16 protein-coding genes are annotated in these 23269 nt (G+C 41.8%); 5 read left to right on the top strand and 11 right to left on the bottom strand.

The genetic code is table 11. From position 1 onward, the window contains the following. Positions 1 to 98 precede the first annotated feature (98 nt). The 4 genes from V7K84_RS19860 to V7K84_RS19845 form a co-directional block, all read right to left on the bottom strand. Positions 99 to 350, bottom strand: a complete 252-nt coding sequence (locus V7K84_RS19860; protein ID WP_292816329.1) for a hypothetical protein — start codon at positions 348 to 350, stop codon at positions 99 to 101. A 2-nt stretch (positions 351 to 352) separates the two neighbouring features. Then, positions 353 to 1219 carry a hypothetical protein gene (locus tag V7K84_RS19855; RefSeq protein WP_334840514.1) on the bottom strand — a complete coding sequence of 289 codons (867 nt, stop codon included), beginning with the start codon at positions 1217 to 1219 and terminating at the stop codon, positions 353 to 355. A gap of 167 nt (positions 1220 to 1386) precedes the next feature. Next, positions 1387 to 2163 carry an RNA polymerase sigma factor SigF gene (locus V7K84_RS19850; RefSeq protein WP_094350059.1) on the bottom strand — a complete coding sequence of 259 codons (777 nt, stop codon included), beginning with the start codon at positions 2161 to 2163 and terminating at the stop codon, positions 1387 to 1389. 770 nt (positions 2164 to 2933) lie between these two features. Beyond that, positions 2934 to 3770, bottom strand: coding sequence for a photosystem II manganese-stabilizing polypeptide (locus V7K84_RS19845; RefSeq protein ID WP_334721044.1), 837 nt, complete (start codon positions 3768 to 3770; stop codon positions 2934 to 2936). 787 nt (positions 3771 to 4557) lie between these two features. Here V7K84_RS19845 and V7K84_RS19840 point away from each other — a divergent pair. Then, on the top strand, positions 4558 to 4905 hold the full coding sequence (locus V7K84_RS19840; RefSeq protein WP_334840511.1) for a hypothetical protein: 348 nt from the start codon (positions 4558 to 4560) through the stop codon (positions 4903 to 4905). A gap of 110 nt (positions 4906 to 5015) precedes the next feature. Here V7K84_RS19840 and V7K84_RS19835 read toward each other — a convergent pair whose 3' ends face one another. Then, positions 5016 to 10064 (bottom strand): nSTAND1 domain-containing NTPase, encoded by a 5049-nt coding sequence (locus V7K84_RS19835; protein WP_334840508.1) that lies wholly within the window; start codon positions 10062 to 10064, stop codon positions 5016 to 5018. 103 nt (positions 10065 to 10167) lie between these two features. Continuing rightward, the gene (locus tag V7K84_RS19830; RefSeq protein ID WP_334840506.1) at positions 10168 to 11499 is read right to left on the bottom strand and encodes a P-loop NTPase fold protein; all 1332 of its coding nucleotides are present in this window, start codon (positions 11497 to 11499) and stop codon (positions 10168 to 10170) included. 881 nt (positions 11500 to 12380) lie between these two features. On the opposite strand from V7K84_RS19830, the gene V7K84_RS19825 reads away from it, so the two are divergent. From V7K84_RS19825 to ftsZ, 3 genes are all read left to right on the top strand, one after another. Further along, the gene (locus V7K84_RS19825; RefSeq protein WP_334840505.1) at positions 12381 to 13214 is read left to right on the top strand and encodes a cell division protein FtsQ/DivIB; all 834 of its coding nucleotides are present in this window, start codon (positions 12381 to 12383) and stop codon (positions 13212 to 13214) included. A 728-nt stretch (positions 13215 to 13942) separates the two neighbouring features. Then, on the top strand, positions 13943 to 14230 hold the full coding sequence (locus tag V7K84_RS19820) for a hypothetical protein (RefSeq protein WP_334840503.1): 288 nt from the start codon (positions 13943 to 13945) through the stop codon (positions 14228 to 14230). Positions 14231 to 14290: 60 nt separating this feature from the next. Further along, positions 14291 to 15607, top strand: coding sequence for a cell division protein FtsZ (gene ftsZ / locus V7K84_RS19815; protein ID WP_099101867.1), 1317 nt, complete (start codon positions 14291 to 14293; stop codon positions 15605 to 15607). 740 nt (positions 15608 to 16347) lie between these two features. Here ftsZ and gshB read toward each other — a convergent pair. From gshB to hflX, 5 genes are all read right to left on the bottom strand, one after another. Next, a complete protein-coding gene (gene gshB, locus V7K84_RS19810) occupies positions 16348 to 17322 on the bottom strand; it encodes a glutathione synthase (RefSeq protein ID WP_334840500.1) in 975 nt (324 codons plus the stop codon). A 236-nt stretch (positions 17323 to 17558) separates the two neighbouring features. After that, on the bottom strand, positions 17559 to 17831 hold the full coding sequence (grxC, locus tag V7K84_RS19805; RefSeq protein ID WP_334840499.1) for a glutaredoxin 3: 273 nt from the start codon (positions 17829 to 17831) through the stop codon (positions 17559 to 17561). Between the two features lie 396 nt (positions 17832 to 18227). Next, entirely contained in the window at positions 18228 to 19538 is a 1311-nt protein-coding gene (locus V7K84_RS19800; protein WP_334840498.1) for an XDD4 family exosortase-dependent surface protein, read from the bottom strand. A 447-nt stretch (positions 19539 to 19985) separates the two neighbouring features. Next, positions 19986 to 20867: a 2OG-Fe(II) oxygenase gene (locus V7K84_RS19795; RefSeq protein ID WP_334840496.1), complete on the bottom strand. Its 882-nt coding sequence runs from the start codon at positions 20865 to 20867 to the stop codon at positions 19986 to 19988. A gap of 429 nt (positions 20868 to 21296) precedes the next feature. Beyond that, complete coding sequence (gene hflX / locus V7K84_RS19790) at positions 21297 to 23036, bottom strand: GTPase HflX (RefSeq protein WP_334840524.1); 1740 nt, start codon at positions 23034 to 23036, stop codon at positions 21297 to 21299. Between hflX and V7K84_RS19785 the strand changes: the two genes are divergently transcribed. Next, on the top strand, positions 22921 to 23166 hold the full coding sequence (locus V7K84_RS19785) for a hypothetical protein (RefSeq protein WP_334840495.1): 246 nt from the start codon (positions 22921 to 22923) through the stop codon (positions 23164 to 23166). The genes hflX and V7K84_RS19785 overlap by 116 nt on opposite strands. The last annotated feature ends 103 nt before the right edge of the window (positions 23167 to 23269 follow it).

Here is a 23269-nt window from a genome sequence, read left to right as displayed (position 1 = left end):
CTCTGTGGAATTAACTTCAGAATGATTCGCGAACAACAAGAACCCCAACTTCTTTAATAAGTCGGGGTTCTGGGCTGCAATTCTCACAAATCAAAAAATCAAATAGGATTCATATAGCGATTTTGATAGTAAGCCAAAATCTGGTTAACTCGTTGCCGATTTTCTAAGCTAGAGTTTGGTGTCCACAAGAGGCTCAAGCCAGCAATTTGACTTTGATTGTAATCAAACTGTTGGGATGACTGGGGAATTAAATCCACTTCCACCCCTTCGACTTGACGTAAATGAGCTGCTATTTCTCTATAAACAGCTAAAGGCAAACCAGCGAATTCAACTTTTTCCTTAGTCTCCATCTTTATGAAGCTCCCACATTAAAGGTATTTTGGAGGGGCGTTATCACAGAAATAGCATTGCCGGTAGCAGATGCAGCTGACGATGTTGATTTGACAGTCCCTTCCCCTACCATTTTGGCAACTTCAATACCATATTGTTCCAAAATCACGATCGGGTTGTAGCCCTGATTCATTTCAATACGTTTAATCAGTACGCCATTTGCTAATCGCTGTCCCGCCTGTACATACCGACTTGTCGGCTCATCCGGTACTTTGATAATTGCTTGTGGTTCTTTACTAATTAGAACTACACCAGTCACAATCACTGCCCTTGCTAACTCAGGCTGTGCTGGCGGTGGCAATACAGAGACTAAAGTGGGGTTGGGGACAACTTGAGGCAAAACTTTAGGCAACACTGAAGTCAAGGTAGGATTGACTTTTTTAGGATTGACTTTTTTTGGTAGAGAAGAAACGTTATTTTTCTTTGGATTTAAAGCGATGCTGCGTGTTGGAAGTTTTCGTACTGTTAGTGATGCAGTAGGTAGCTTAGGCAACACGGGAACTGGTCTTCCAGATGTTTTAGACATTCCGATAACAGTCTGCCCGAAAAGTTGTGCAAAAGGATCGCTTCGAGCTTTTGATACCATAAGTTCCCGTGTCCGCTCTGTAGCATTAGTGGATTGAATCAAGCTAACAGATGCAAGATTAACTTGTGAGACCTGTTTAGCCGGTATCACTGGATTTTTAAAGGATTGAGCCGCTGGTGGCGACTTTTTTGCTATTTTGGGAACTGGCACAGGATTGATGGCTTGTGGTGTATCTTCAGAAGCACATCCGGTGAGCGCCAAAGTTAGAATAGCTGCAATTGTAATTTTTGAAGTTATGCCCATGAGCCTTTCTCAAAAGCCATTGGAAAATTGAAAAGTGGAAATAAACAATGCCTATAATTTGGATTAAAGGCAAAGTATGTTCCCTTTATAACCTAATTTTTTACATTTCAATGGTTATTTTTAGCACTGCATACCCAGTATAACTGCGGTCTGTTGTTTGTTTGCAGTCAATCTTCTGCCACACCCATAAGCTCTTTCATCAAATCCAGTCCTTTCTTGACTCTACGGGAAACCGTTACTACACTGATGCCCAGATGTTCTGCAACTTGTTTTTGGGTCAAATCTTGCAAAAACACACATTCCAACACATCGCGGGTGCGTTTTTCTAGCTGAACCAACGCTTGTTGTAAGCGAAGTTGGTCTTCTTGTGCCAGTTGAAAGCTGCGATAGTGAGGATCTGGAACCAATTCTCCCAAGCAGGTAGAACCTTCTTCTCCATCTTGGATTGGCACATCAAGACTCAAGGGAGCGCGATTGACCCATGCTAATTTAATTTCTTGCCATTCGTTTGGAGAAATTTCCAGTGCTGCTGCTAATTCCGAGTCGGTTGGTTGACGATTGTGTTTTTCACGCCAAGAACGTGATACTCCTATTGCTTGCTGTTGGAGCGCTAACCATCTCCGAGGAATTCGCACGGTGACACCTTTATCTCGGAGATAGTGTTGAATTTCACCCCGAATATAGGGAAGAGCGTAGGAACTGAAGGCATGTCCCTTGGAAATTTCAAATCTTTCAATAGCTCTGATTAAACCCAAACATCCAACTTGGAGCAAATCATCGTAGGTTTCATGGCATTGATTTGTCCAATAGTGAGCTTCTTTTCTCACAAGTCCAAAATTGAGTTTTACCAGTTGATTGCGGGTATTTTCTGACGGAGATTGCTGATATTCTCGCAACAACTGCCAAATTTCGTGCTTTAGTTCATTGGTGACTGTGGTAGGCATAGCACCGGGTTTATTGAGCAAATAAAGAATCAATTATTATTCGCTTTTTAAATTCAGCTGCGATCGCACGATATCAAATGAAATCTTGCGATATATTTCCTAGCAAATACTATGGTAGATAATAAAGACTTTCTATTAAAATTCCATAGGTTACTTGACAATCGAGCAAAATTTAAATGGGCGAAATCATTATTTAGTTGGTTATTTATCTTTGGTATGACCTGTAGCTTTTTTAGAACCACATAGAAATAAAATATAAAATTAATCACTAAATATCAAACCGAGATTGTACTTAACTTGAATTAATTAATGATGAAGTTAATTTAGAGAAACGAAACAACAGTAGTGGAGCTTTTGCTTGACAAGCAAAAGTTGGATTTACAGTAAAATTACGTGTTCATCCCAATAAAAATTATCCAATAGTTAAAAACTACTAATAATTTAAAAAAATCTTATGTATATTTACGCAAGTCAATAAAAAAAGGGCGTCTCACCCTTTTTTGTACTTAAGTCTATAGTGTTTTAATGAAAGGGAAAAGGTTAAAGGGATGAATCATGTCACCCATAAGACTGAGGCATAATAATTTTCCCAATTGTCAGGGCTATTTTGCCCCCAATTTTACTCAGATTTAACTTTATTCTCATTTTTGTAAAAAATTTATCCACCCTCTTTTTTAAAGAGAGGGTGGATAGTTTAACTTTTGCGATCAAGTCTGATACTTACAGAATTGTCGTTTTGAGTGCCAGTCAGTTGCCTTACTTTCGAGGATTTAACCACGAGTCGATTCAACCCGTCCATAAAATAGACCACGAATCTTGACTTCTTTAGGTTCGCCAGCACCTAAATCTGTATCAGATGGCTGTTCGCTCTCGAAAGTGCCAGCAATTTCACCGCTAGAACTGTCTATTTTAGCGATTTGCAGAGAAATCTTGCCATTGAGATTTTCAGCACGCTTGACGTTAGTGCGGGTAAGTTCTTCATCATCTGCTTGGGCGGGGAGAGCTACGGCATTATCGTAGCCACTAACTACACCACGACCTTTGGGATCTAGGAAGGCAGCACCACGATAGGAAGGAACTTTAAAGCTGCCTTCAAAGTCCGTAGAGGTGTTAATACTAGTCAAGCTGGGTTGGCTTTGAGCAACCAAATTTTTGATGGTGAAGAGGAAAGGTACTCGTTCACCACCAGGAAGTTGCACAGTGATGGCTTGGAAGTCAAGACCATCAGTTTCCGTAAAAGTCAGGCTATTATCTGCGTTGACTTTCAGATTACCTTGCACCTGGTCAATGGTGGAAGTGTATCTGGTCAACAATTTGCCAGCAACAAATTCTGCTTCTTGCCGTTTATTAGCAGGTTCTTCTTTAATGAAGAAGCTAGTTGGTTCCAAGCAAAGTTCTTTGATGGTATAAGACTGGCTAGAATCAATGGGAAGGGAACCACGGCTTGTTTCTGCTAGTTGGGGGCATTTGTTAGCCAAGCCAGTGCCGCGAATTTGATCGTAAGTCAGTACATCTCTACCACTACTGCTAGCAGGAGCATCACTACAAGCGGTTATTAGCCCTAGGCACAAAGCCAAGAATGCAACAATTAAAGCGCGATACCTCATGGTCAACCTCAATCTCAAAAATTAATATCTAAGTTGTAAAACTGCATCGAAGCTTTTATCTCTAATGAGAAGCCGCTACTCTGCGAAAAGCTACCTTTGTTCAAACACGGCTTTGCTCTGATTAAGAGAGTTGAAGCAAGTGTTCGGGTGTCTAGTTATCAGACGCTGCTCAAACTTTTCTCTGCTAAACGTAGTTAAACGTGTCGCTCTCTTGAGCTTGGGGTGTAGACCCCAGACTAAGTAGCACACTGGATCCATTTTGGATGTGTGTCACTAGGGGAGCAAAAAACCAGCAGTTTTACTGTTGGTGGCATTTGTTTAGAGTTGGGCGAGTGTATGAGTAAGCCTCACACAGAGAAGCATAAATGCTTGTGCCTTGAAAAGTGCGAACAGGGGTGTCTGCTTCGCACTTTGCTTTTGCTTATCGCAAAAGCGGCGTCGCCCAAGTCTTTTTGTATCATGTATGTGACGCCACTACATACAGCCCATTGTTAGATGGGTAAATCAGCCAGATCATACGATTTTTTTTAACTCAAAATCAAAGTTCTCAAAATCCAAGAAAGTCTCGTCCCGATCGCATCTAGCTTCTGTAGAGCCTATGCTAAAGGTTACTACGCTCTTTTTGGAGCGATCGCAATTGCTTTTGATAAAGATACAAATCTAGTTATATTCACCCCTAACTAGGGCAAGTGAGAAGATGCGATAACAGGGAGACAACTGACAAACTAGGGAAAATTAAAAATCTCCGGTAAATTTGAGTTGATCTCATTTATACGGAAAAGGTGGCATGAACGATTACAAAAATATTGAATCAGAGAAGTTGTCTGATAAACTGCAAGCGATCGCAACTGTGGTGTATGATGCCGCTACAGCTTGTGAAGGCGATACTGTAGCTCTTTTGGCTTTGCTGCGGCAATTAGAGCAGTTACACCGAGAGATCCGAGATGGAGTTTTTCAAGAGAGTTTGCCTGTTAACCGCCGCCAACTTTACTCACTGCTGAAAGATATTGAGTCTGAGGGAGGCTGGCCCTATATTGAGCGCATGAGGCTACAAGCCTTTTTAGCGAATTTGCCGCAAGAGGCTCCCGAAGAAAATAGCCATGAACTTTTGGAGAGCGATCGCTCCTTTGACTGATTAGCTCGAAATTTATTTCTAGCTCTGAATTAATAACTCCGATCGCCTCATCAACCGCTAAACCAAGAGCGGTTGCTCATTGAGGCTTCAACCTAATTTATAATTCGTAATTAAAAAGGGTTTGTACGGGTTATCCCATCACAAAGAAGGCGATCGCGCTTTTCAAGATTACGGTTGTGCTTAAGGTAATCACCTAGCCAATCGCAACCACGAACAAGCAGATCGTCAAGATGTAAATTCCACAGAATTATCGTGTTGTCATCACTAGCTGATGCTAGTGTTTGACCATCTGGGCTAAAACTGACACTTAATACCGGAGCGCGATGCCCATTGAGACTTTTAATTAATTTGCCATCACGGCTCCAGAGTTTCACTGTACTGTCCCAACTGGCAGCGGCGAGTAATTCACCATTGGGGCTGAAAGTCACGGCATTGACGCTATCACTGTACCCCTTTAATAAAGTTTTTAACAACGTCCCATCCCGTCGCCACAGTTTCACGGTGTTATCCCAGCTCGCAGAAGCCAGCAACTCGTCAGTGGGACTAAAGCTGACACCCAATACCCAGCTATCATGAGGCGAGAAAGTTTTGAGCAAAGTACCATCCCGCCGCCAAAGTTTCACTGTTTGATCGTCACTGGCAGAGGCTAAAACCTGACCGTCAGGGCTGAAATTGACGCTATTTACCCAACCCTGATGTCCCACTAAGGTTTTGAGCAACTTGCCCTCACGATTCCAAAGTTTCACTGTTTTATCTTTGCTAGCCGATGCTAAAAACTGACCATCGGGGCTGAAATTGACGCTCATCACACTATCGCTATGTCCGTGGAGAGTCATGATTAAAGTACCGTCAAGCCGCCAAAGTTTCACAGTTTTGTCATAACTTCCTGAAGCCAGCATTTGACCTTTTGGGTCAAAACTGACACTAGGAACTTTATTTGTGTGTCCCACCAAAGTTTTGTAAAGTCGAGTTTTGATCTCGCCACTACTGGTGTATCGTTGCCAAAGTTTGACAGTGCGATCGCTACTACCAGAAGCTAGCATCTGACCGTCGGGACTCCAAGCAACGCTCAAAACTCGATCTCGATGCCCTTGAAGCATAGACGGTCTTGGAGCATCTAAACTCCATAGTTTCACACTTTTGTCGAAACTTCCTGAAGCTAACAATTTGTTTTTTGGACTGAAAGCGATGCTAACGACAGCATCACTGTGTCCTTTGAAGGTTTTGAGTAAATTACCAGTGATACTCCAGAGGTTTATGGTATTGTCTTCGCCTGCGGAAGCTAACTTTTTACTATCCGAACTAAAGCTCAAACTCCACACCGTACCGTTATGCTGCCGTAAAGTTTTGTAAGGAAAAAAGTCAAAACCGTCTTTAGTGTTGCTACTCTCTCGCCGCCAAAGTTTCACTGTCTGATCTCGACCTGCTGACGCCAGGAATTTACCGTCTGGGCTGAAAATAGATACAATCACGCCTTGCTTATGTCCCTGCAAAGTTGTTACGAGGCTACCGTCCCGCCGCCAGATTTTCACTGTTTTATCGTCGCTAGCGGAGGCGATGAATTGACTATCAGGACTGAAGTTTACCCAGTTAACCCACCCTTGATGTCCTCTCAGTATTTTTACTAAGCTACCGTCTTTGCGCCAGAGTTTTATGGTTTTATCCTTACTGCCAGTAACTAATAACTCGCCATCAGGACTAAAATCGACGCTATAAACCCAATCTTCATGTCCTCTCAGGATTTTATATGGTTTGGGGTCAAATTCACCTGTAACCGAGTTTTTGCGCCAGATTCTCACTGTTTTGTCGAGGCTAGCGGAGGCTAGGGTTTGACCATCAGGGCTAAAACTTATACAACTCACAGCATCAGTGTGACCTTTGAGGGTTTGGAGTAAAGTACCGTCAGGATGCCAAAGTTTCACTGTCTGATCTCGGCTACCTGATGCTATCAACTGACCATCTGGGCTGAAAGCCACTCCCCAGACGATATCAGTGTGCCCTTCCAGGCGGTTAACCTCAGTTACCCCATAAACTGCTTGTTGCAAGGCTGTTACCACCCGCATTCGGGTATCTGGCTGCACTCCATTTGCCTGTTTAAGTCCTCTCCAAGCTCGCAAACTTTCTAAGAGGGCATCAAATTCTTTATTAGATGCAAACAGAGCTTCACTCGCAGCAGCGATCGCACTAATTCGCAAGTTGGTTTCACTACGTTCAGCTCGTAGAGTTTGGCGGACTGCTGCTCTTTTTTGTAAGTCGGCTTGCCACCATAATGCTGCGATTGTTCCCCCCATAATTGCTAGGATTGCACCTGCTATCCGCGCTTCCCGGAGTCGTCGTTGCAATACCAAATTTAGTTGTTTTTGACTAAGTTGTTGGGCTGCTTCGGCTCTAGTTTTTTCAAGTTTGATTTTTTCTAATTCGGCGAGCATACCATAGTTATTCTTTTGGCGAATTGGTTCAACTAAATAATCGTGAACCAACTGGTAGCGATCGCCTAACTCTTCTCTAACTCGCAATACCAAGCCTGAACCCACCAATATTTCTAAAATCAGTTCTCCAACCTTGTCAAAGCTTGATATCGTATCTATATCATAATTATTAACTAATGCAGCCGCTAAATCAGCTTTAGTTTTTAAAGGTCGCGTCCCCTTTTCATCTGTTAACTCAAATAATAATTTCCAACTTAACTCTTCGTTCTCTTGACCGCAGTCTTTAATAACTTCCCCTAACCAGCGTTCCACCAATTTTGCCGAGCCACCACAAAGCTTATATTCCGCAAGTGTTGTAATGTTTTCTATTTGTAGTTGAGCGCCGACTATTTGTAATTCAATTGGATGTACTTCGTCTAGTTCTCCTGTCAAATCCTGGACTAATCGGTTAATTAATTCCTCACTTAGTTCATAATGTGAACGTTGAGTAAGACTATGAATTATGGCTTTTGCATCTCGGCTAGAGAATTTTCCTAAATAGTAACGAATATCTTTATCAAGAATATTTTTATTAATTACTCCTAAATCATATAAGCCAGTACTATTTTTCTGACTCAAACGTTCAAACTCTAATAAATGATGTAAGTAATCTTCTCGTAATGAAAGAATAATTTTTACATAAGAAATATTTAAGCATTCACTAAAAAATTTATAAAATTCTATTCTTTGTGTAGGAGGATTACTAACAAAGAAAAATTCTTCAAACTGGTCTAATATAATAACTATTGTATAATTGCGTTCGGATGCTAGCCGAATTCTTTCTAGGATTATCGTGGGTGTAGAGTCAATATTAACCGATATTCCTGTATATGCTAATGCTTGGTTGATACTGCTGCTCAAGATTGTTATCCAATCAGTATAAACAGACAAAACAATCGGTATAGGAATGCGTTCACCGATAACTTTTCCCTTGAGTGCTGGGACTAAACCAGCTTTGAGAATTGAACTTTTACCTACACCCGATGGCCCATAAATAACTGTGAGTTTGTAGTCAGCGCGGGCAATTCTTTCAATTAAGCGATTGACATCTTGTTGCCGTCCAGAAGCAGATATTTCTTGAGCAATTTCTTCAGGAATAAACGGTATTTTGTGAGGTTCTAGTACTGGGTTAATTCTAGGGCGTTGTGGCTGTAATTGGCTTGCCCCGATAAAGGCACGGAAGCCATACTGATGTTCTATTTTAATTTTTTCTTGCTTCAGCTTAAAGGCTTCTGTATAGTTATGACACTCAAAAAAGTAAAGCGATCGCAGTTCCTCTAAAATCTCTAAATACAGTAATGGCTGATGTTGTAGCTCACAAACTACCCTCGCCCATTCCAAGTTATTGATAGCTTCTTCCGACTCACCCAAATGCCGTTGTGTGCGTGCTAGCAAGAGAAGATACCAACTTTCTTGTCGTCGTCTTCGCAAAGCGTCTCGCAAAGAAACTTGTGTTACTTCTTCGGAGATAGAAAGTGCTGTATTTGCTAATTCATGAGCCAGTACCCAATTCGATTCTGAAGCTGCCACATTTGCTAAAAAACCATAATTTTGAGCAACTTGTGCGGGAGTTCCATAAGTTTTATGTAGGTGTAATGACTTTTGAGCTAATTCTTTTAAGTCATCCCAGGCTTGTAAGCGTTGCAGCATTTCACAAGCAGGCAAAATGAATTTAGCAACTAAGTCTTCTCTTTGTACCTCCTCCAATAGCTCCAAGCATTGTTTAAACCACGACAGAGCATGTTCGCAATAGCTACTAGTATTCTGGTATAAGTCTGCCATTCGGTGATAACAAAGCCCCAGGTGGAATAGTACTATTGCTTGCTTGAGTAAAGATGAGGGGGGTATAGGTTGAGGACATGAGAGAGGCAAAGAAGAATTACTCTCCCACTCTGCTATTCTCCTCGCTTCCTGCTGCCATAATGCTAGGCTTCTTTGATAATTGGCTAGAGCACCATTAATTTGATCGTTAGCGTATTTATCGCGCCCCAATACAAACTCTAAACTAGCTTCTAATCCTGGTGTTAATTTAACGCCATACAGGCGTAGTAAATCATTACGGGCTGATTCTATTTCGTGACGGTGTTGCGACTTAGGATCTAAATCTAGGAAGGCATTAGATAAAAACGTTTCAGCACCTGCTTCTAAAACTTTGGCAAATAAAGATTCTTCCTCTTGAGAAATCAAAGCAATTAAATCTGCTTTGGGCATTTCAAATTTAATCGTAGTTGCAGCCCAGCTTTTGAAATCAGGTGCTAATTTTGAAAGCAATGATGCCACTTCATCTTGGAGCCACAACACCACTGGAAATGGAAAAGTCGCAGCATAGATATCTCGTGCTTGGTTAATACCTGTAAGTAAGCTTTCTAGGTCGGTAGTTGACTCAATACCGAAAATCATTACAGCAGACGGTAAAGAGTCTGTAAGGACGGCAGGATTATCTAAAGATAGTTCTGAGATTATTGTGCTGTGTAAAGAAGTAGTTGATGGATTGAGAACGATTTCTCTGATATTAATTTCTTTGGTGTTCGAGCGAATATTCTCTAACATTTGCTCGCGTAATCGCCCATAGTTGCATCGAACTAAAATCAGAGCAAATTGACCTTCGGAAAGTGCGATCGCTCTAATCAGTCTTTGCAAAGTATGCTGATTTTCTTTGGTGTAGACACGTAGCTGTTTGTCATTAGTCATTGGATATGAGGCTGGGCATTGGATATGGAGTATTAGACATTGGATATGGGGCATTGGTCATTAGTTCACTAACAAATGACTAATGACTAATGACAATTGACTATTACTTGTTTTGTTGCCAAGCCAAAACTTTTTCTGTTTCTGCTAAGGCTGGACTGATGCCAAACCAGCGCCCCACAGGATCGCGATATTCAAACAGATACATGCTTCTTAGTAAGCTCTGATAGTCAGACTCACCTTTAACTCTCTGCTGCTGTACTACTTCAAACAATAATTCCCACTGGGACTCATCAATAGCTAATAGCAGATCGTCACGGTAATCCTTAATCACGGCTTCTAAGCAGTCCCTAGAAAAAGGCGGATCTTGTCGTTGCAGACAGCTATAAAGTAAGCCTAATAAGTTACGAATGTGACCACCACTAACGCGACATAGACGATCCAAGGTTTGGGAGCGATCGAATAATTCTGTAATTAATAAAAGTCTGCTATTCAAAGGAACTTCTGGAAAAGCTCTAGCTAGAACTAACTGGCGCACTAGTGACATTCCTGGTTCGTAGTCACTGCCATCTCTTTGCCGCACCAATACCATCGGTAGTACTTTTGGTGCAATCCCTCCCCCCAGACGATTTTTCAGTGTCTCATACTCATTGGAAAAAATTAACGTTAGGGGAATTGTGTAAACTAGGTGGCATTTAAGTCGGCGTAACTGTTCGCCTCGGTCAATGAAGAGATATTCTGGTTGCGATCGCCCGGATGCCAAGGGACGCATATCCACTCGATCCAAATTATCTACAATCACTACCAGTCCTTTTTGACCCCTTAGCTTTAGCTGTTCAACAGCCTTTTCTAAAATCTCTTCGTTAATCGCTTGCAAAATACTATTGGTACGTGGTTCCAGATATTGTCTTAGTTGATTCCGCATCTGGGTGCTATCTTTGGTTTTGGCGGTAATTTTGGCAATACCCAAGGACAACTCTGCTTGTCCAGAAAGCTCTATGGGGCTTTGCAAAAAATCGCCTACTTCTTTAAACAAATTAGTAAAGTAACCAGGTTTGAGTTTGATGCTAATACTTTCTAAACTGGCACTGACTTGACGGGCTACACTCAGCAAAATATCGCTGATATCAATATCCGCCATGTCTAAGTCTTGGCTGGACTCAAAATAAACCACATGAAATCCTGCCAACTCTAATTCTGTCTTGAGGCGCTGCAATTCCGTTGACTTACCGCAGCCAATATGACCCGTAAATAACTGACAGGTTGGCTCATCAGGAGAAATCCGAATGATAGTTCGTTGCAATTCTTCAACAATCTTGCAACCACGTACATCAGCAAAATCTATGTAATACTGCCGATCTAGTACGTTACTTATATTTAGCGTGTAGCTAGGGTTACATGCTTTATAAAAACGTGACAAATTTAATGTCGTTTTCATGTGTGTAGAGGTTTATGTAGATGCAGTTTAGTTTGAATTTTTTATACAATTAATCCCTATCTAGGATGTAGATACAGGATTGACCCACAAGGTGGTAGTGTCTTGCAAAAGACAGCGATTGTTGGCAGATTACTGTCAGTAGTATGGTAGAGATTTAATTGATCCTAATAGCGAATGGCACTAAGATAATGCAAACCCATTATCTACAAAGCTTTTGGGTGTGGGGTGTAGGGTGTGGGGTATAGTGACGAATAACTTTATTTATGTTCGCACTTGTTTTTACTTTTCTTGATTTTTTCCGAACCTACACTCTATCCCCTATATCCTTACCTGGCAAGGGTTTCATCTTTTATTCGTGCCATTCGACCCGTCAGGTATTAAGCATATCTGTCCTTTTTACACCTGCCATTGAGGTTTTGACAATCTCTCCCTTCTTTTGGACCTGCCAGAAAATTATATGGCTGAGGGATTAAGTAAAAAAAGCTACAAATTTTCATGGTTATCAGTTGGGATAGCCGATGGTGTGACTGGTATGAATTATAGCAAGGTATACAGAGATGCCGGAATACTTATGTATCATTTCACATTCTATTTGTCAAGAAAGCAAAATCCCACACCTCTCAATTAATATTTTGTAATCTTTAAGGAAAAATCCTCAAAAATAACTTGTCAAAAAGACTACAGTCAGTTAAGAATGGACACCGGAAACTTTAATCGGACTAATTACTAGCGCCATAATCATTGTGTAGTTACTGTAAAGTGTTACTAAAAATAAAAAAAGTCTTGAGGAGAGCAGCTCAAAGATGCCAACAGTGTTTACTGAAATTAATAATGATACGAGCTTGTCAAGGAATTTAGATTGCAATCAAAAAGGGGTGTGAATGGCTGGCATAATATCAGTTTCCCGCACGCATCTAGCCCAGCGTCGTCAGAAATTGCGTCGGCAGCGGCAGATGAGAATTATTCAAGCTATTTGGCGAACCTTTGCCATTACTGGTTTGGCGGGTGGATTGTTTTGGGTGGCAGTCCAACCGGTGTGGATGCTAAAGACTCCCAAACAAATAGTGATGAAATCAAGCAATAAATTGCTGTCGGATCAAACAACTCAGTCATTGTTGGTGCTGTCTTACCCTCAGTCTTTGTGGCGGATTGAACCGTCAGCGATCGCTAACTCTTTGAAGAAACAACCAACTATTGCCCAAGCGATCGTCAGACGCCGCCTATTTCCTCCTGGATTAATCATTGAAATCCAAGAACGAGTACCTGTAGCGGTAACTCAAACACGTGGCACCAAAAAAGTAACAATCGGCTTACTAGATGCAAGTGGGGCCTGGATGCCTTTAGAAAAATATACATCACTGAATCCCACTAGAAAATTACCCAATCTCAGAGTAATTGGTTCGCCAAATCAATACTGTCTCTACTGGACTCAACTCCATGAAGCTGTGAGTCAAAGTCCCGTGAAAGTGATGGAAATTGATTGCCAAAATCCAACAAATTTAATTTTGAAAACAGAATTAGGAAATGTGCATCTCGGTGTTCCAGGCCCCCAGTTATCTGAACAAATTAAGGTACTCGCCCAAATGCGCCATTTAGCAACAAAATTTAATTCTAGTCAAATAGAGTATATCGATCTGAAAAATCCCGAATTTCCATTAGTACAGATGAACCAAAAAGATCAAAAATTAACTCCCAAAATCCCTAAAAACATTTAGTATGTTTATTATTTTGATAGCTCTTAGTAAATTAAGAAGCTTTATGCTGATAAATATATTTATTATTTTCAGTTTTCCAGCAAATGGTCCGAAAATCGGCATTAACTTCTAATTAAAATGAGAAGATCAATCATAAAATCTCTATTGCGAGTAACAGACTCTCAATTGTTACCCTAACATCTAATAGTAGGGTGCAAGATGTCAGACACTCTAATGATGGTCTATAGCGTACAAAACGCCTTCTGCCCATACATTCTTTGACTAAACCCAGTGCAAAAAAGAGAAAGTTGCTTGAGCTTTTCATTCAGATTCAGACTCGCGAACAGAGGTCACTGATGAGAACGGTTTATGCCGCCATCCAAGTGCAGAGGCAAAAAGGCTCTGGCTTTGGTCTGTTGAGGACACTTCCAAAGACAGTTTACCGAAGTTTCAATCTGTAACGAAAAATGCTAGCCAAAGTTCTGTAAGCATTGCTTCTGGGCAATAAGATTGGACTTTCTGTGCTGTAATTCCTATTAGGTAACGAAATCTCTTAGGAAATCTTGATTTGTTGGCCGCACTAGTAAGGGTTCTTGTAGGATAGACTATTGCTCCAACAAAGTGTCCATTGAGACCACCCAAACAACAAATTAATCAGGTATAGTCTGACAAGTAAATTCTTGCTTAGTTTAACTTAAGCATAAGTAAGTAGAAGGTAAATTTTGTGTCTAAAGTTGCAATCATCCCCAATGGTGAAACCTATTAACAATATTATTATTGAGGCAGAGAAGATACGCTGTAGTGTGTCTTTACAAGTTATGCCCGCTGCTGAGAATAATGAAGAGATCGATGTCTGGTTGAAGTTATACACGTCAGTTTTAGATAAATATAGGTATACTTCTCTAGAATTGGCTGTGCGATCGGCTGTGTTAAAAGCTTATCCCATAGCAAATTTTCGCACTGCCAATTCTGTTAGGCTTGGCAGTAGTGAAAACAATAAAGAACAACGCCATAATATTGTGGCATTGTCAAACTAAAGTTGACTCTTAGGTGAATAACACCTGAAAAAGTCGTTTATCTACCCTTTCACAAATCCAATGACACTTGATAATAACCAAGGACTTAACTATAAAAATTCCCAATCTACGGGACAGCCGGGATTCTCTCTGGCAGTTAACTCGACCAATCCCTTTAATAACTCTGGGCTGAACTTCGGGCAAAATCACGATAATAAGAAAATTTCTCCGGAAAATAGCCGAATTGGCGAGATTGTTCCTGGTCGGGTCGCCAACATCAAAGTGATTGGTGTAGGTGGTGGTGGTGGCAATGCTGTTAACCGCATGATCGAGTCTGATGTCTCCGGGGTAGAGTTTTGGTCAATTAACACCGATGCCCAAGCTCTTACCTTAGCTGGCGCTCCAAGTCGATTGCAAATTGGGCAGAAGCTAACACGGGGTTTAGGAGCAGGTGGTAATCCTGCTATCGGTCAAAAGGCAGCTGAGGAATCACGGGACGAAATTGCTACGGCTTTAGAGGGTGCAGATTTAGTATTTATCACTGCTGGTATGGGGGGTGGTACTGGGACGGGTGCAGCACCAATCGTGGCAGAAGTGGCCAAAGAAATGGGCGCTCTCACTGTTGGTGTAGTCACACGTCCATTTGTTTTTGAGGGACGCCGCCGCACCAGTCAAGCGGAGCAAGGTATTGAAGGACTAAAAAGTAGAGTAGATACACTGATCATTATCCCCAACAACAAACTGCTGGAAGTGATCCCCGAACAAACGCCTGTGCAAGAAGCTTTTCGCTATGCAGATGATGTGCTGCGTCAAGGGGTGCAAGGTATTTCTGATATCATTACGATCCCCGGTTTAGTAAACGTTGACTTTGCTGATGTCCGAGCAGTTATGGCAGATGCGGGATCGGCATTGATGGGAATTGGCGTTAGTTCTGGAAAATCTAGAGCTAGAGAAGCTGCGATCGCTGCTATTTCTTCACCATTACTAGAGTGTTCTATTGAAGGTGCTAGAGGAGTTGTATTTAATATTACAGGTGGTACAGACCTGACTTTGCATGAGGTGAATGCAGCCGCAGAAGCAATCTATGAAGTAGTCGATCCCAACGCCAATATTATTTTTGGGGCTGTAATTGATGACAGGCTTCAAGGAGAGGTAAGAATTACTGTCATTGCCACCGGATTTACAGGTGAAGTGCAAGCTGCGGTACAACAAAGCGTGGCTAACGTTCGAGTAGCACCTAATACCTCGAAGCGTCCAACAACACAGCAACCCGCTGTTAATCCCCCAACCTCAACTCCAAGTTCAACTCCAACCCCAACTCCAATTCCAGAACCAAAAGAAAAACCTGGATTAGATATACCTGATTTTCTGAGAAACCGACGTACACCAAGGAATTAAAAGATTTTGGATTTTGGATTTTAGATTAACTTAGCAGTCTCAGGTCAGGCTGAACGCTGTATAAAATCTGCTACTTCCACCAGGGTTTTACCAAGGGTAGGGATAAGCAATCTTTTGCTGTACCCAATTTTGCCAATTGGTAAAAAAACTTGTCAACGCTATTTTATAGAATGAATTTGGGCAGGAGTCTACTGGCTTGCATGTCCAGCTATGCTTTCAGAACAAAACAATAGGAATACCTGCCCAACTATGGATGCATCACCGATAGCGCAGTGTTAACGATTCTTCTCCCAGAAGGAGACACCAAGGGCAAACAAGCATCACAGCCGATCGCAGAAATAATACATCTACCCCTCGCGATCCACTAAACTCTTATTCCGTACAAGTAAATATATTTACTTAAAACAAGTAGCGTAGGGAACTAGCTCACGCAAGTATCCCAAAGAAGTCTGTTTGCTGGGCAATACCTTTGCCAAAATAAGAGCCTAGAAAAATTTTGGCAAAAACGGCAAAATGACTCATACATAAGCGTTTAGCTGACAAGGTTGCTTGGAAGCTCAAACCATTGATGCTGCGACAAGACATTAAAAAAATGCTTGCGGGAAACCTTGAAGGAATTTTTAGGACTTATTGTTTTTGCCAAACCGTTGAGAACAGGACGTTAATACATCAACTCAACCTCGTAAATTGGCGAAGGTATTGCTGGGGAATAGGACATCAAACAAAAAAATAAATGTAAATTATTTTTGAATTTTTAGTGTCTGTTCAATCCATTGAATAACTTGATGACCAAGGCGAGTACCATCGAGGCGGTCAATCTCACGAATGCCGGTAGGACTAGTGACGTTAACTTCAGTTAGGTAGCCACCGATAACGTCAATACCCACAAAAATTAAGCCGTCTTGGCGTAAGCGTTCGGCTAGTTGGGTACAAATTTCATACTCTCTTGGGGTAATTTCAGTTTGAGCGACTGTACCACCAGTTGCCATATTATTGCGAAAATCAGTTCCACTAGAGAGGCGATTGAGCGCACCAATTGGTTCACCATTGAGCAAAATGATTCGTTTATCTCCTTCTTTTGCCTCCGGTAAATAGGTTTGTACCATTACTGGCACTTTACCTTGGAGAGTACTGAGTTCAACAATGGAGTTAAAATTGCGATCGCCTGATTGCAAAAACAAAATTCCTTCGCCAGCTTTATTACCCAGTGGTTTGAGAACCCCTGCCCCCTTTGCTTCCACAAATTGTCGGATAAATTGCTTGTCAGCACTGACAATCGTTTCTGGAATCGCTTTGGTAAACTGGAGGGCATACATTTTTTCATTTGCCCCCCGGATGCCACTGGGACTGTTAATCACCAGGGTTTTATTTTGGTCAATGTAATCCAGAATGTAGGTGGCATATAGGTAGGAATCATTGACAGGTGGATCTGTCCGCATAAATACGGTGTCCATTGTCTCTAAAGAAGTTAAGAAGGAATCGCTCAACTTATACCAAGGATTCGCCGCTACCCAGCGTCCCTCCACCAACTGCACTGGTACAAGTTCGACTCGCTGTAGGACAGCCCAAGCTTTGCCCTCCACCACACTCAGCAGATTTGCCTGAGTCACCCAAACTTCATGTCCCAGAATTTGCGCTGCTTCAATTAGGGCAACACTGGTATCATGACACGGGTCAAGTAGATGGATGGAATCAATGATAAAAGCCAGTTTCACCCTTTATACCTCAATCACCAAGAAATTAAATCGTTATTCAATTATTATCCCTTGATGATCTTAGCAATTGACGTATATCTGTACTACTGAGTAGAACTGGAGGGTAAAGTCTTGTGGACAAATATCGCTTTTGTGAAGAAAAAGCCCGTAGACAAGGCAGCACGTTGTTTTTCTATAGTTGTAGCGACTGCCGTGTAATTTGCAGCGGCTTGTCGCTAGTGCAATACCTTCTGAATCTATACGCTATTGCTAGAAGTTAGTAACTCATCTAGCTTGCCTTGACTGTCTAAAGCGTGGATATCATCACAACCACCTACATAATTATCATTGATGAAAATTTGCGGTAAAGAGCGCCGTCCATTTGCCCTTTGAGCCATTTTATTTCTGGCTGCTTCATCTCCATCAATACTGTATTCGATAAATTCAACACCCTTGTTTTTCAGCAAACTTTTGGCACGGACACAAAACGGGCAAGTCCTCCAGGTGTAAATTTCTACTTTTGCAGCCATGATGTCCTCAACTTGATTTAATACTTTTTAATTTTAGAGCTTTGCCACTGACTGTGGCTGCTTTATCCCTTCATAACCTAATTTACAGAAGCAGTGAATGTGGACTGCAAAGTTAATGCTAGCCAAATATGTAGAGTGTTGTTATTTTTTATCCGACTTAAAAAACTAATAATATTTCAGTTTAAATGCTGTGAATACCAGTAATTTTATTGAGATTGTTTCTATCATTCAACTTTTTTTGAGTACTAAGCGCTAGTTAAAAAGCAGGAATTTTCTAGGCGAGTTTTAATTTCGCATTTCTTACCTCTAAAAAATATGGGTTTAGAAGTGCTTATGCTCCTCTAAACCCATGTATTTAAGACTCTTCCTACTAAAACTTAGCTGTGCGGTTTAAGTTTAGGAAGGATTTTTTTTGTTTTTCTTCTGGAGTCCGAAAACACCCAAGCCTAATAATCCTAATGCTGCGGTTGTACTAGGTTCAGGTACTTTTTTCGGTTGAGGTGCAGGGGGTTGATAGTAAGGCGGTACTGATGGTGCTGGAGCAGGCGCTGGAGCAGGTGCTGGCGCTGGAGCAGGAACTGGTGCTGGAGCAGGCGCGGGTGCTGGCGCTGGAGCAGGAACTGGTGCTGGAGCAGGCGCGGGTGCAGGCGCAGGCGCGGGTGCAGGCGCGGGTGCTGGCGCAGGTGCTGGCGCGGGTGCTGGCGCGGGTGCTGGCGCGGGTGCTGGAGCAGGCGCTGGAGCAGGTGCAGGTGCTGGCGCAGGTGCTGGAGCAGGTGCTGGTACTGGCGTTGGTGCTGGAGCAGGTGCTGGAGCAGGTGCCGGAGCAGGCGCTGGTGTAGGCGCTGGTGCTGGTGCTGGAGCAGGCGCGGGTGCAGGAGCAGGTGCTGTGGCAGGTTTTATACTAGTTTCGTCTAGTGATGTACCGTACTGAAAACGGATGTTGCCAATCTTAGTGATGTCAAAGTCGGAGGTTAGCCCTGATAGCAGGAAAGTAGCTGAACCTTGAATAAAAGTCCCCGAACTCACGGCTGGATTTGCATCATTAGCGTAACCACTGATGATGCCGTAATTAAATTGCTGTCCACCGCCACCTTGGAAAATGCCTAAGCCAGCTGTACCCAGACCGTAGTGTTGGTCAATGCCAGGGAGTCCTCCAGTATTACTTGTATTTGGCAATTTCCATTCATTTAGAGCTAGAAGATCAACATTCTTTGTAGTGGTAGAGCCTGCGCTTGAGGTTACTGTCGGAGCTAGAGCCGAAACCAGCGATAAGCTTTTTAGGGGAGAACCAGCATAGTCCCAGAAGACTGATGTCAGAACATCAGAAGGGTTTGAAATTCCTACAGAAGATTTGTTAGTCAGGGTTAGTGACAATAAACCATTGTCTAGATAATTAAAGAGGACTGACGCTGCAAGAGGATCGTTAGATTTGTCGTAGGTATTGGTTCCTATAGCTGAAAAACTTATAGAACCCAAACTCTTGGGTGCTGGTGCTGGTGCTGGTGCTGGTGCTGGTGCTGGTGCTGGTGCTGGCACTGGTGCTGGTGCAGGCGCTGGAGCTGGAGCTGGTGTATTTTTGTTGCTGTTGCCGTTACCGTTACCGTTACCGGCCTGTGCTTGTGGTATTTGTGACCCTAAAGCTAAGGTGAATGATAATAAACCACAACTTATATAACCAATTACTTTTTTTGAATATGCTTGAGACATGAAAATCAAACCTCTTTGTCTTAAACGAGATATGGAAAAGCTTCTTAATAATGATGTTTATACGAGCGTCATTGACATCATTCACTGATCCAAAATGGCACAAAAAAATAATATATACTACTGTTTTTTTTAAGCTTTATCTAAAATTTAATAGAACATAAATAAATGAATTTTACGCAATTAAATTATGAGATTTAAGTGTTTCTCCTAGCTAAATTATTTTTTGCTTTGCTACGTATAAATTCTAGTTTTATGTAAAAATTAAACTTTATTTTAAACTTATAACTAAATTACTTAAGTAAGATTGATAGACTATTTGTAATGCGATGAAAAATATTACTCAGAAAGTCTATTGGCTATAAGTTTGCAATAAATTAGGGAAGGTGATCGCCTTCCCTAAAGTTAAATATTTATTGTGGTAGTGTACAGTGATTATACTGAATTAACTTATCTACGCACCCAGCCATTGATAGTAAATCGGCTATCTCCAAAAGCTTGAGAGGGACATTTGACAGGAAGTACTTCGTGCATATAACGGCTGAGGAAGAATACAATGCTGTTGTTGCGAGGTTCGACTGTTTTGAATGTCTCAGCATTTACATATACATTATTTTCAATTTTGCTGTCGTATATCAACAACTCACCACCAGAAAATGATTTGGGTTCTTGATAAAAGTAATAAACGTATGTTAGTTCTCTGGTAGCAGTATCTGGACTACCATTATCATTATGAAGTTTGTAATAGTTACCATCATTATGTGCAGTTAGTTGGCTTTCAACTTGTGATACAGAAAATAATGGTAAGTTTAATTTGCTCATGATATCAGGAATCATTGCTTGAATTCTCTTTAATATCAGTTCAGAAAATTCAGGGAATGAGTAGATAACCATTGATTGGCGATAGTTAATATCCTTTGTAGAAGTATTGCTTGGCAAGAAGTCCGACTCTTTCTCTAAGACATATTTGAGTAAGCGTTTGTGTTCTTCTGGTTTAAGAAAATTATCTATTTGTATATAATCAGAATTCAAAATGATTATATTTTGAAGTTGTATTTCCTCTGATTGCTGTACAAAGATTGGGGGTTCTGTAACCACGCCTATAAGATGTTCGCTAGGAAAACACAAAACCGAGCGACCTTCATTAATGGGAATTTGGAATAAATTCTGTAACTCAGATTCTTGTTTGTAAGCACGAGCCACAACTGTTGTTAAAAGGCTATGCAGTAAAGGTGCATCCGATTTTAAATAAAGAGTATATTGATGTCCTCCAGTTAAAAGAAGCTGTACTTTGACATCTTTCGACTCAAATGGCTGTGAAGCTAATTGCATATACCTTTCTTTATATAATGTTGATAAATGAGATAACTCTAAAAGTCATTCTGAAAGGTTAATACATTACTTACAGCAGATTTAAAGTTGTAAGGTACACAAGCTAAGTCTGTTACCCAAATATAAAGTGTGTTTTACTTCTGAATTCTGCTGTAGAAAATTAGTTAAGAACAAGTTCAATGCTTAAATCTTTATACGTAATTAGAATTTATTCACAAAATAAATTCAATTACTGTATCAGTTATAAACAGAAAAATACCATTAATCAATTGTTCTAGCACGTCTTTTATAATATTGTCATTCAGCAAATTCCACAGAACTTGATAAAGCTTTAGTAAAGTAGAAATATCTATTATTCTCAATAAAAAATGCCATAGTTACTATTAACTACGGCATTTTGAACTAGAAATTAAAAATTTATTTCAGTATTTACTGGGAATCAACGGCGTATTCAATCAGCTTGGCAAGGCGCTGACGTAGGGTTTCTAATCCCAACCGCTGACTCGCAGAAATAAATACCGCGAGGGGGAATTCTTCTCTAGCTAGGGCTAGTGTCTCACTATCGGCTTGATCGATCTTGTTAAAAATCACTAGCGCCGGGCCAGGAGTTATTGGCATTTGTGCCAAAATTTCTCTGACTGAGCGAATATGACGCAACCAAGCTGGGTGAGACAAATCTACCAAGTGTAGTAGGGCATCGGCTTCTGTGACTTCCTCCAAGGTGGCGCGGAAGGCATCCATTAACGATGCAGGCAGTTCGTGTATAAACCCTACTGTATCTGTAATCAGAATTTCCTGATGTTCATTGGTTTCGCCATAAGGAATCACCAGGCGGCGCGTGGTGGGATCGAGAGTGGCAAATAACTGGTCGGCTGTATAAACTTCTGCATTCGTGAGAGCATTCAGCAAAGTGGACTTGCCAGCGTTGGTATATCCAACTAAAGCCACTGAAGGAACTTCTCGATGCTGCCGTCGCTGCCGTAACCGCGAACGATGGGCTTGCAACTGAGTTACTTCTTTTTGCAGTCGGGAAATTCGTTGCCCAATGGCACGGCGTTCAGTTTCCAGTTTGGTTTCACCAGGGCCACGAGTCCCAATACCACCACCTAATCGGGACATGGTGCGACCTCTACCAGCCAGTCGCGGTTGCATGTATTCTAACTGTGCTAGTTCTACTTGCAACTTACCGGCACGAGATTGAGCGCGTTGGGCAAAGATATCCAAAATTACTTCGGTGCGGTCAACTACCCGGATACCAATTTGCATTTCTAAATTGCGGACTTGGGAGGGTGAAAGGTCGCGGTCGAAGACAACGAGGTTGACTCCTAGTGTTTGAACCGTTAGGGCAATTTCTTGCACCTTACCTTCACCAACTACGGTTTGGGGATGAACGCGCGATCGCTTTTGTTGTATTGTCTGTAATACATCTCCCCCAGCGGTATCAACTAAACGTGCCAATTCTAATAGGGTATCTTGGAATTGTAGGGGAGTCACCTCACTGGTCATCAGCCCCACAATCAGCACGCGATCGTGGTCAGCATCTACTTCCTGGGCGATAAATTCGCGCTGGAATTCCGCTTCCAGATTTTCTACCAAGTCTACTAAATCCTGGTCTGCCAGATCGTCCAAGTCCAGAGGTGGCGATATATTCCAACTTGGGGATTGGATTTGTTTAGAGTGAGCGAAGCCGAATTGGCTTTCCTCTACTTTGACAGCAGCAGGACTAGGAATCAGGGTGCGAGAGTCTTGGGGCGTCAGATGAGCTAGATAAGCTTCTTTGACATACCCAGTTGCACCGCCTCCCCGCCGTGTAAATCCCGTTCCGGTAATATTTAGGACAACTAGGGCATCTAAGCGTTGTAATGCCATTGCCGTGAGCGCCGCTTCATTAGGCGGTTCTGGCTTGAGATGGGTGGCAATACAACGAATACCACTGAGTCGTTCTGCACCATAACGGGGCAATTCCATCGGTGGTATTTGCGTTTGACGCGGTGTGCCTACCCCGACGCGAATCACTTGTCCGCGACGGTTGATGTAGGCGCACACAGGCTGATTGACTTCTGTGCTAATTGCTGCCAGACGCTGGGAAAACTCAGGCGTGGTGATGCGATCGCCTGGTATGCGCTGGTGGTACAGCCGCTGTAGTTGCTTCAGCTGGCTGGATTTCAGACCTTGGAGATTTCCAAAAATAGTTTCTATAGGCGTTTATGACCAGTTAAATGGCCCCCCGAATCCTTATATGTCTATTTTACAACAGGGTTTAGGCTCCTATCTATCTCCTTTGAGGGATGCATTGTGAATTAGTTCACGGTGAGTATTTATTTGACGCTATTTTGGTGGTACTGGCTTAAGTTGCTATTGCAAGTGAGATTGTGAAAGCGATCGCTTATGAAAAAATTCTA

This window comes from Nostoc sp., assembly GCF_036917315.1.
Taxonomy (GTDB): domain Bacteria; phylum Cyanobacteriota; class Cyanobacteriia; order Cyanobacteriales; family Nostocaceae; genus Nostoc.
The sequence above is the reverse complement of the archived record's forward strand: the minus strand, read 5'-3'. Positions and strand labels throughout refer to the sequence as shown.

What these genes read in the sequence shown, in the direction of transcription:
- V7K84_RS19825 (WP_334840505.1), top strand. Translation starts at nt 12,381, where the DNA reads ATGGCTGGCATAATATCAGTTTCCCGCACGCATCTAGCCCAGCGTCGT.
- V7K84_RS19845 (WP_334721044.1), bottom strand. Translation starts at nt 3,770, where the DNA reads ATGAGGTATCGCGCTTTAATTGTTGCATTCTTGGCTTTGTGCCTAGGG.
- grxC (WP_334840499.1), bottom strand. Translation starts at nt 17,831, where the DNA reads ATGGCTGCAAAAGTAGAAATTTACACCTGGAGGACTTGCCCGTTTTGT.
- V7K84_RS19835 (WP_334840508.1), bottom strand. Translation starts at nt 10,064, where the DNA reads ATGACTAATGACAAACAGCTACGTGTCTACACCAAAGAAAATCAGCAT.
- V7K84_RS19855 (WP_334840514.1), bottom strand. Translation starts at nt 1,219, where the DNA reads ATGGGCATAACTTCAAAAATTACAATTGCAGCTATTCTAACTTTGGCG.
- V7K84_RS19860 (WP_292816329.1), bottom strand. Translation starts at nt 350, where the DNA reads ATGGAGACTAAGGAAAAAGTTGAATTCGCTGGTTTGCCTTTAGCTGTT.
- V7K84_RS19820 (WP_334840503.1), top strand. Translation starts at nt 13,943, where the DNA reads ATGGTGAAACCTATTAACAATATTATTATTGAGGCAGAGAAGATACGC.
- V7K84_RS19850 (WP_094350059.1), bottom strand. Translation starts at nt 2,163, where the DNA reads ATGCCTACCACAGTCACCAATGAACTAAAGCACGAAATTTGGCAGTTG.
- V7K84_RS19840 (WP_334840511.1), top strand. Translation starts at nt 4,558, where the DNA reads ATGAACGATTACAAAAATATTGAATCAGAGAAGTTGTCTGATAAACTG.
- V7K84_RS19795 (WP_334840496.1), bottom strand. Translation starts at nt 20,867, where the DNA reads ATGCAATTAGCTTCACAGCCATTTGAGTCGAAAGATGTCAAAGTACAG.
- V7K84_RS19830 (WP_334840506.1), bottom strand. Translation starts at nt 11,499, where the DNA reads ATGAAAACGACATTAAATTTGTCACGTTTTTATAAAGCATGTAACCCT.
- V7K84_RS19800 (WP_334840498.1), bottom strand. Translation starts at nt 19,538, where the DNA reads ATGTCTCAAGCATATTCAAAAAAAGTAATTGGTTATATAAGTTGTGGT.
- ftsZ (WP_099101867.1), top strand. Translation starts at nt 14,291, where the DNA reads ATGACACTTGATAATAACCAAGGACTTAACTATAAAAATTCCCAATCT.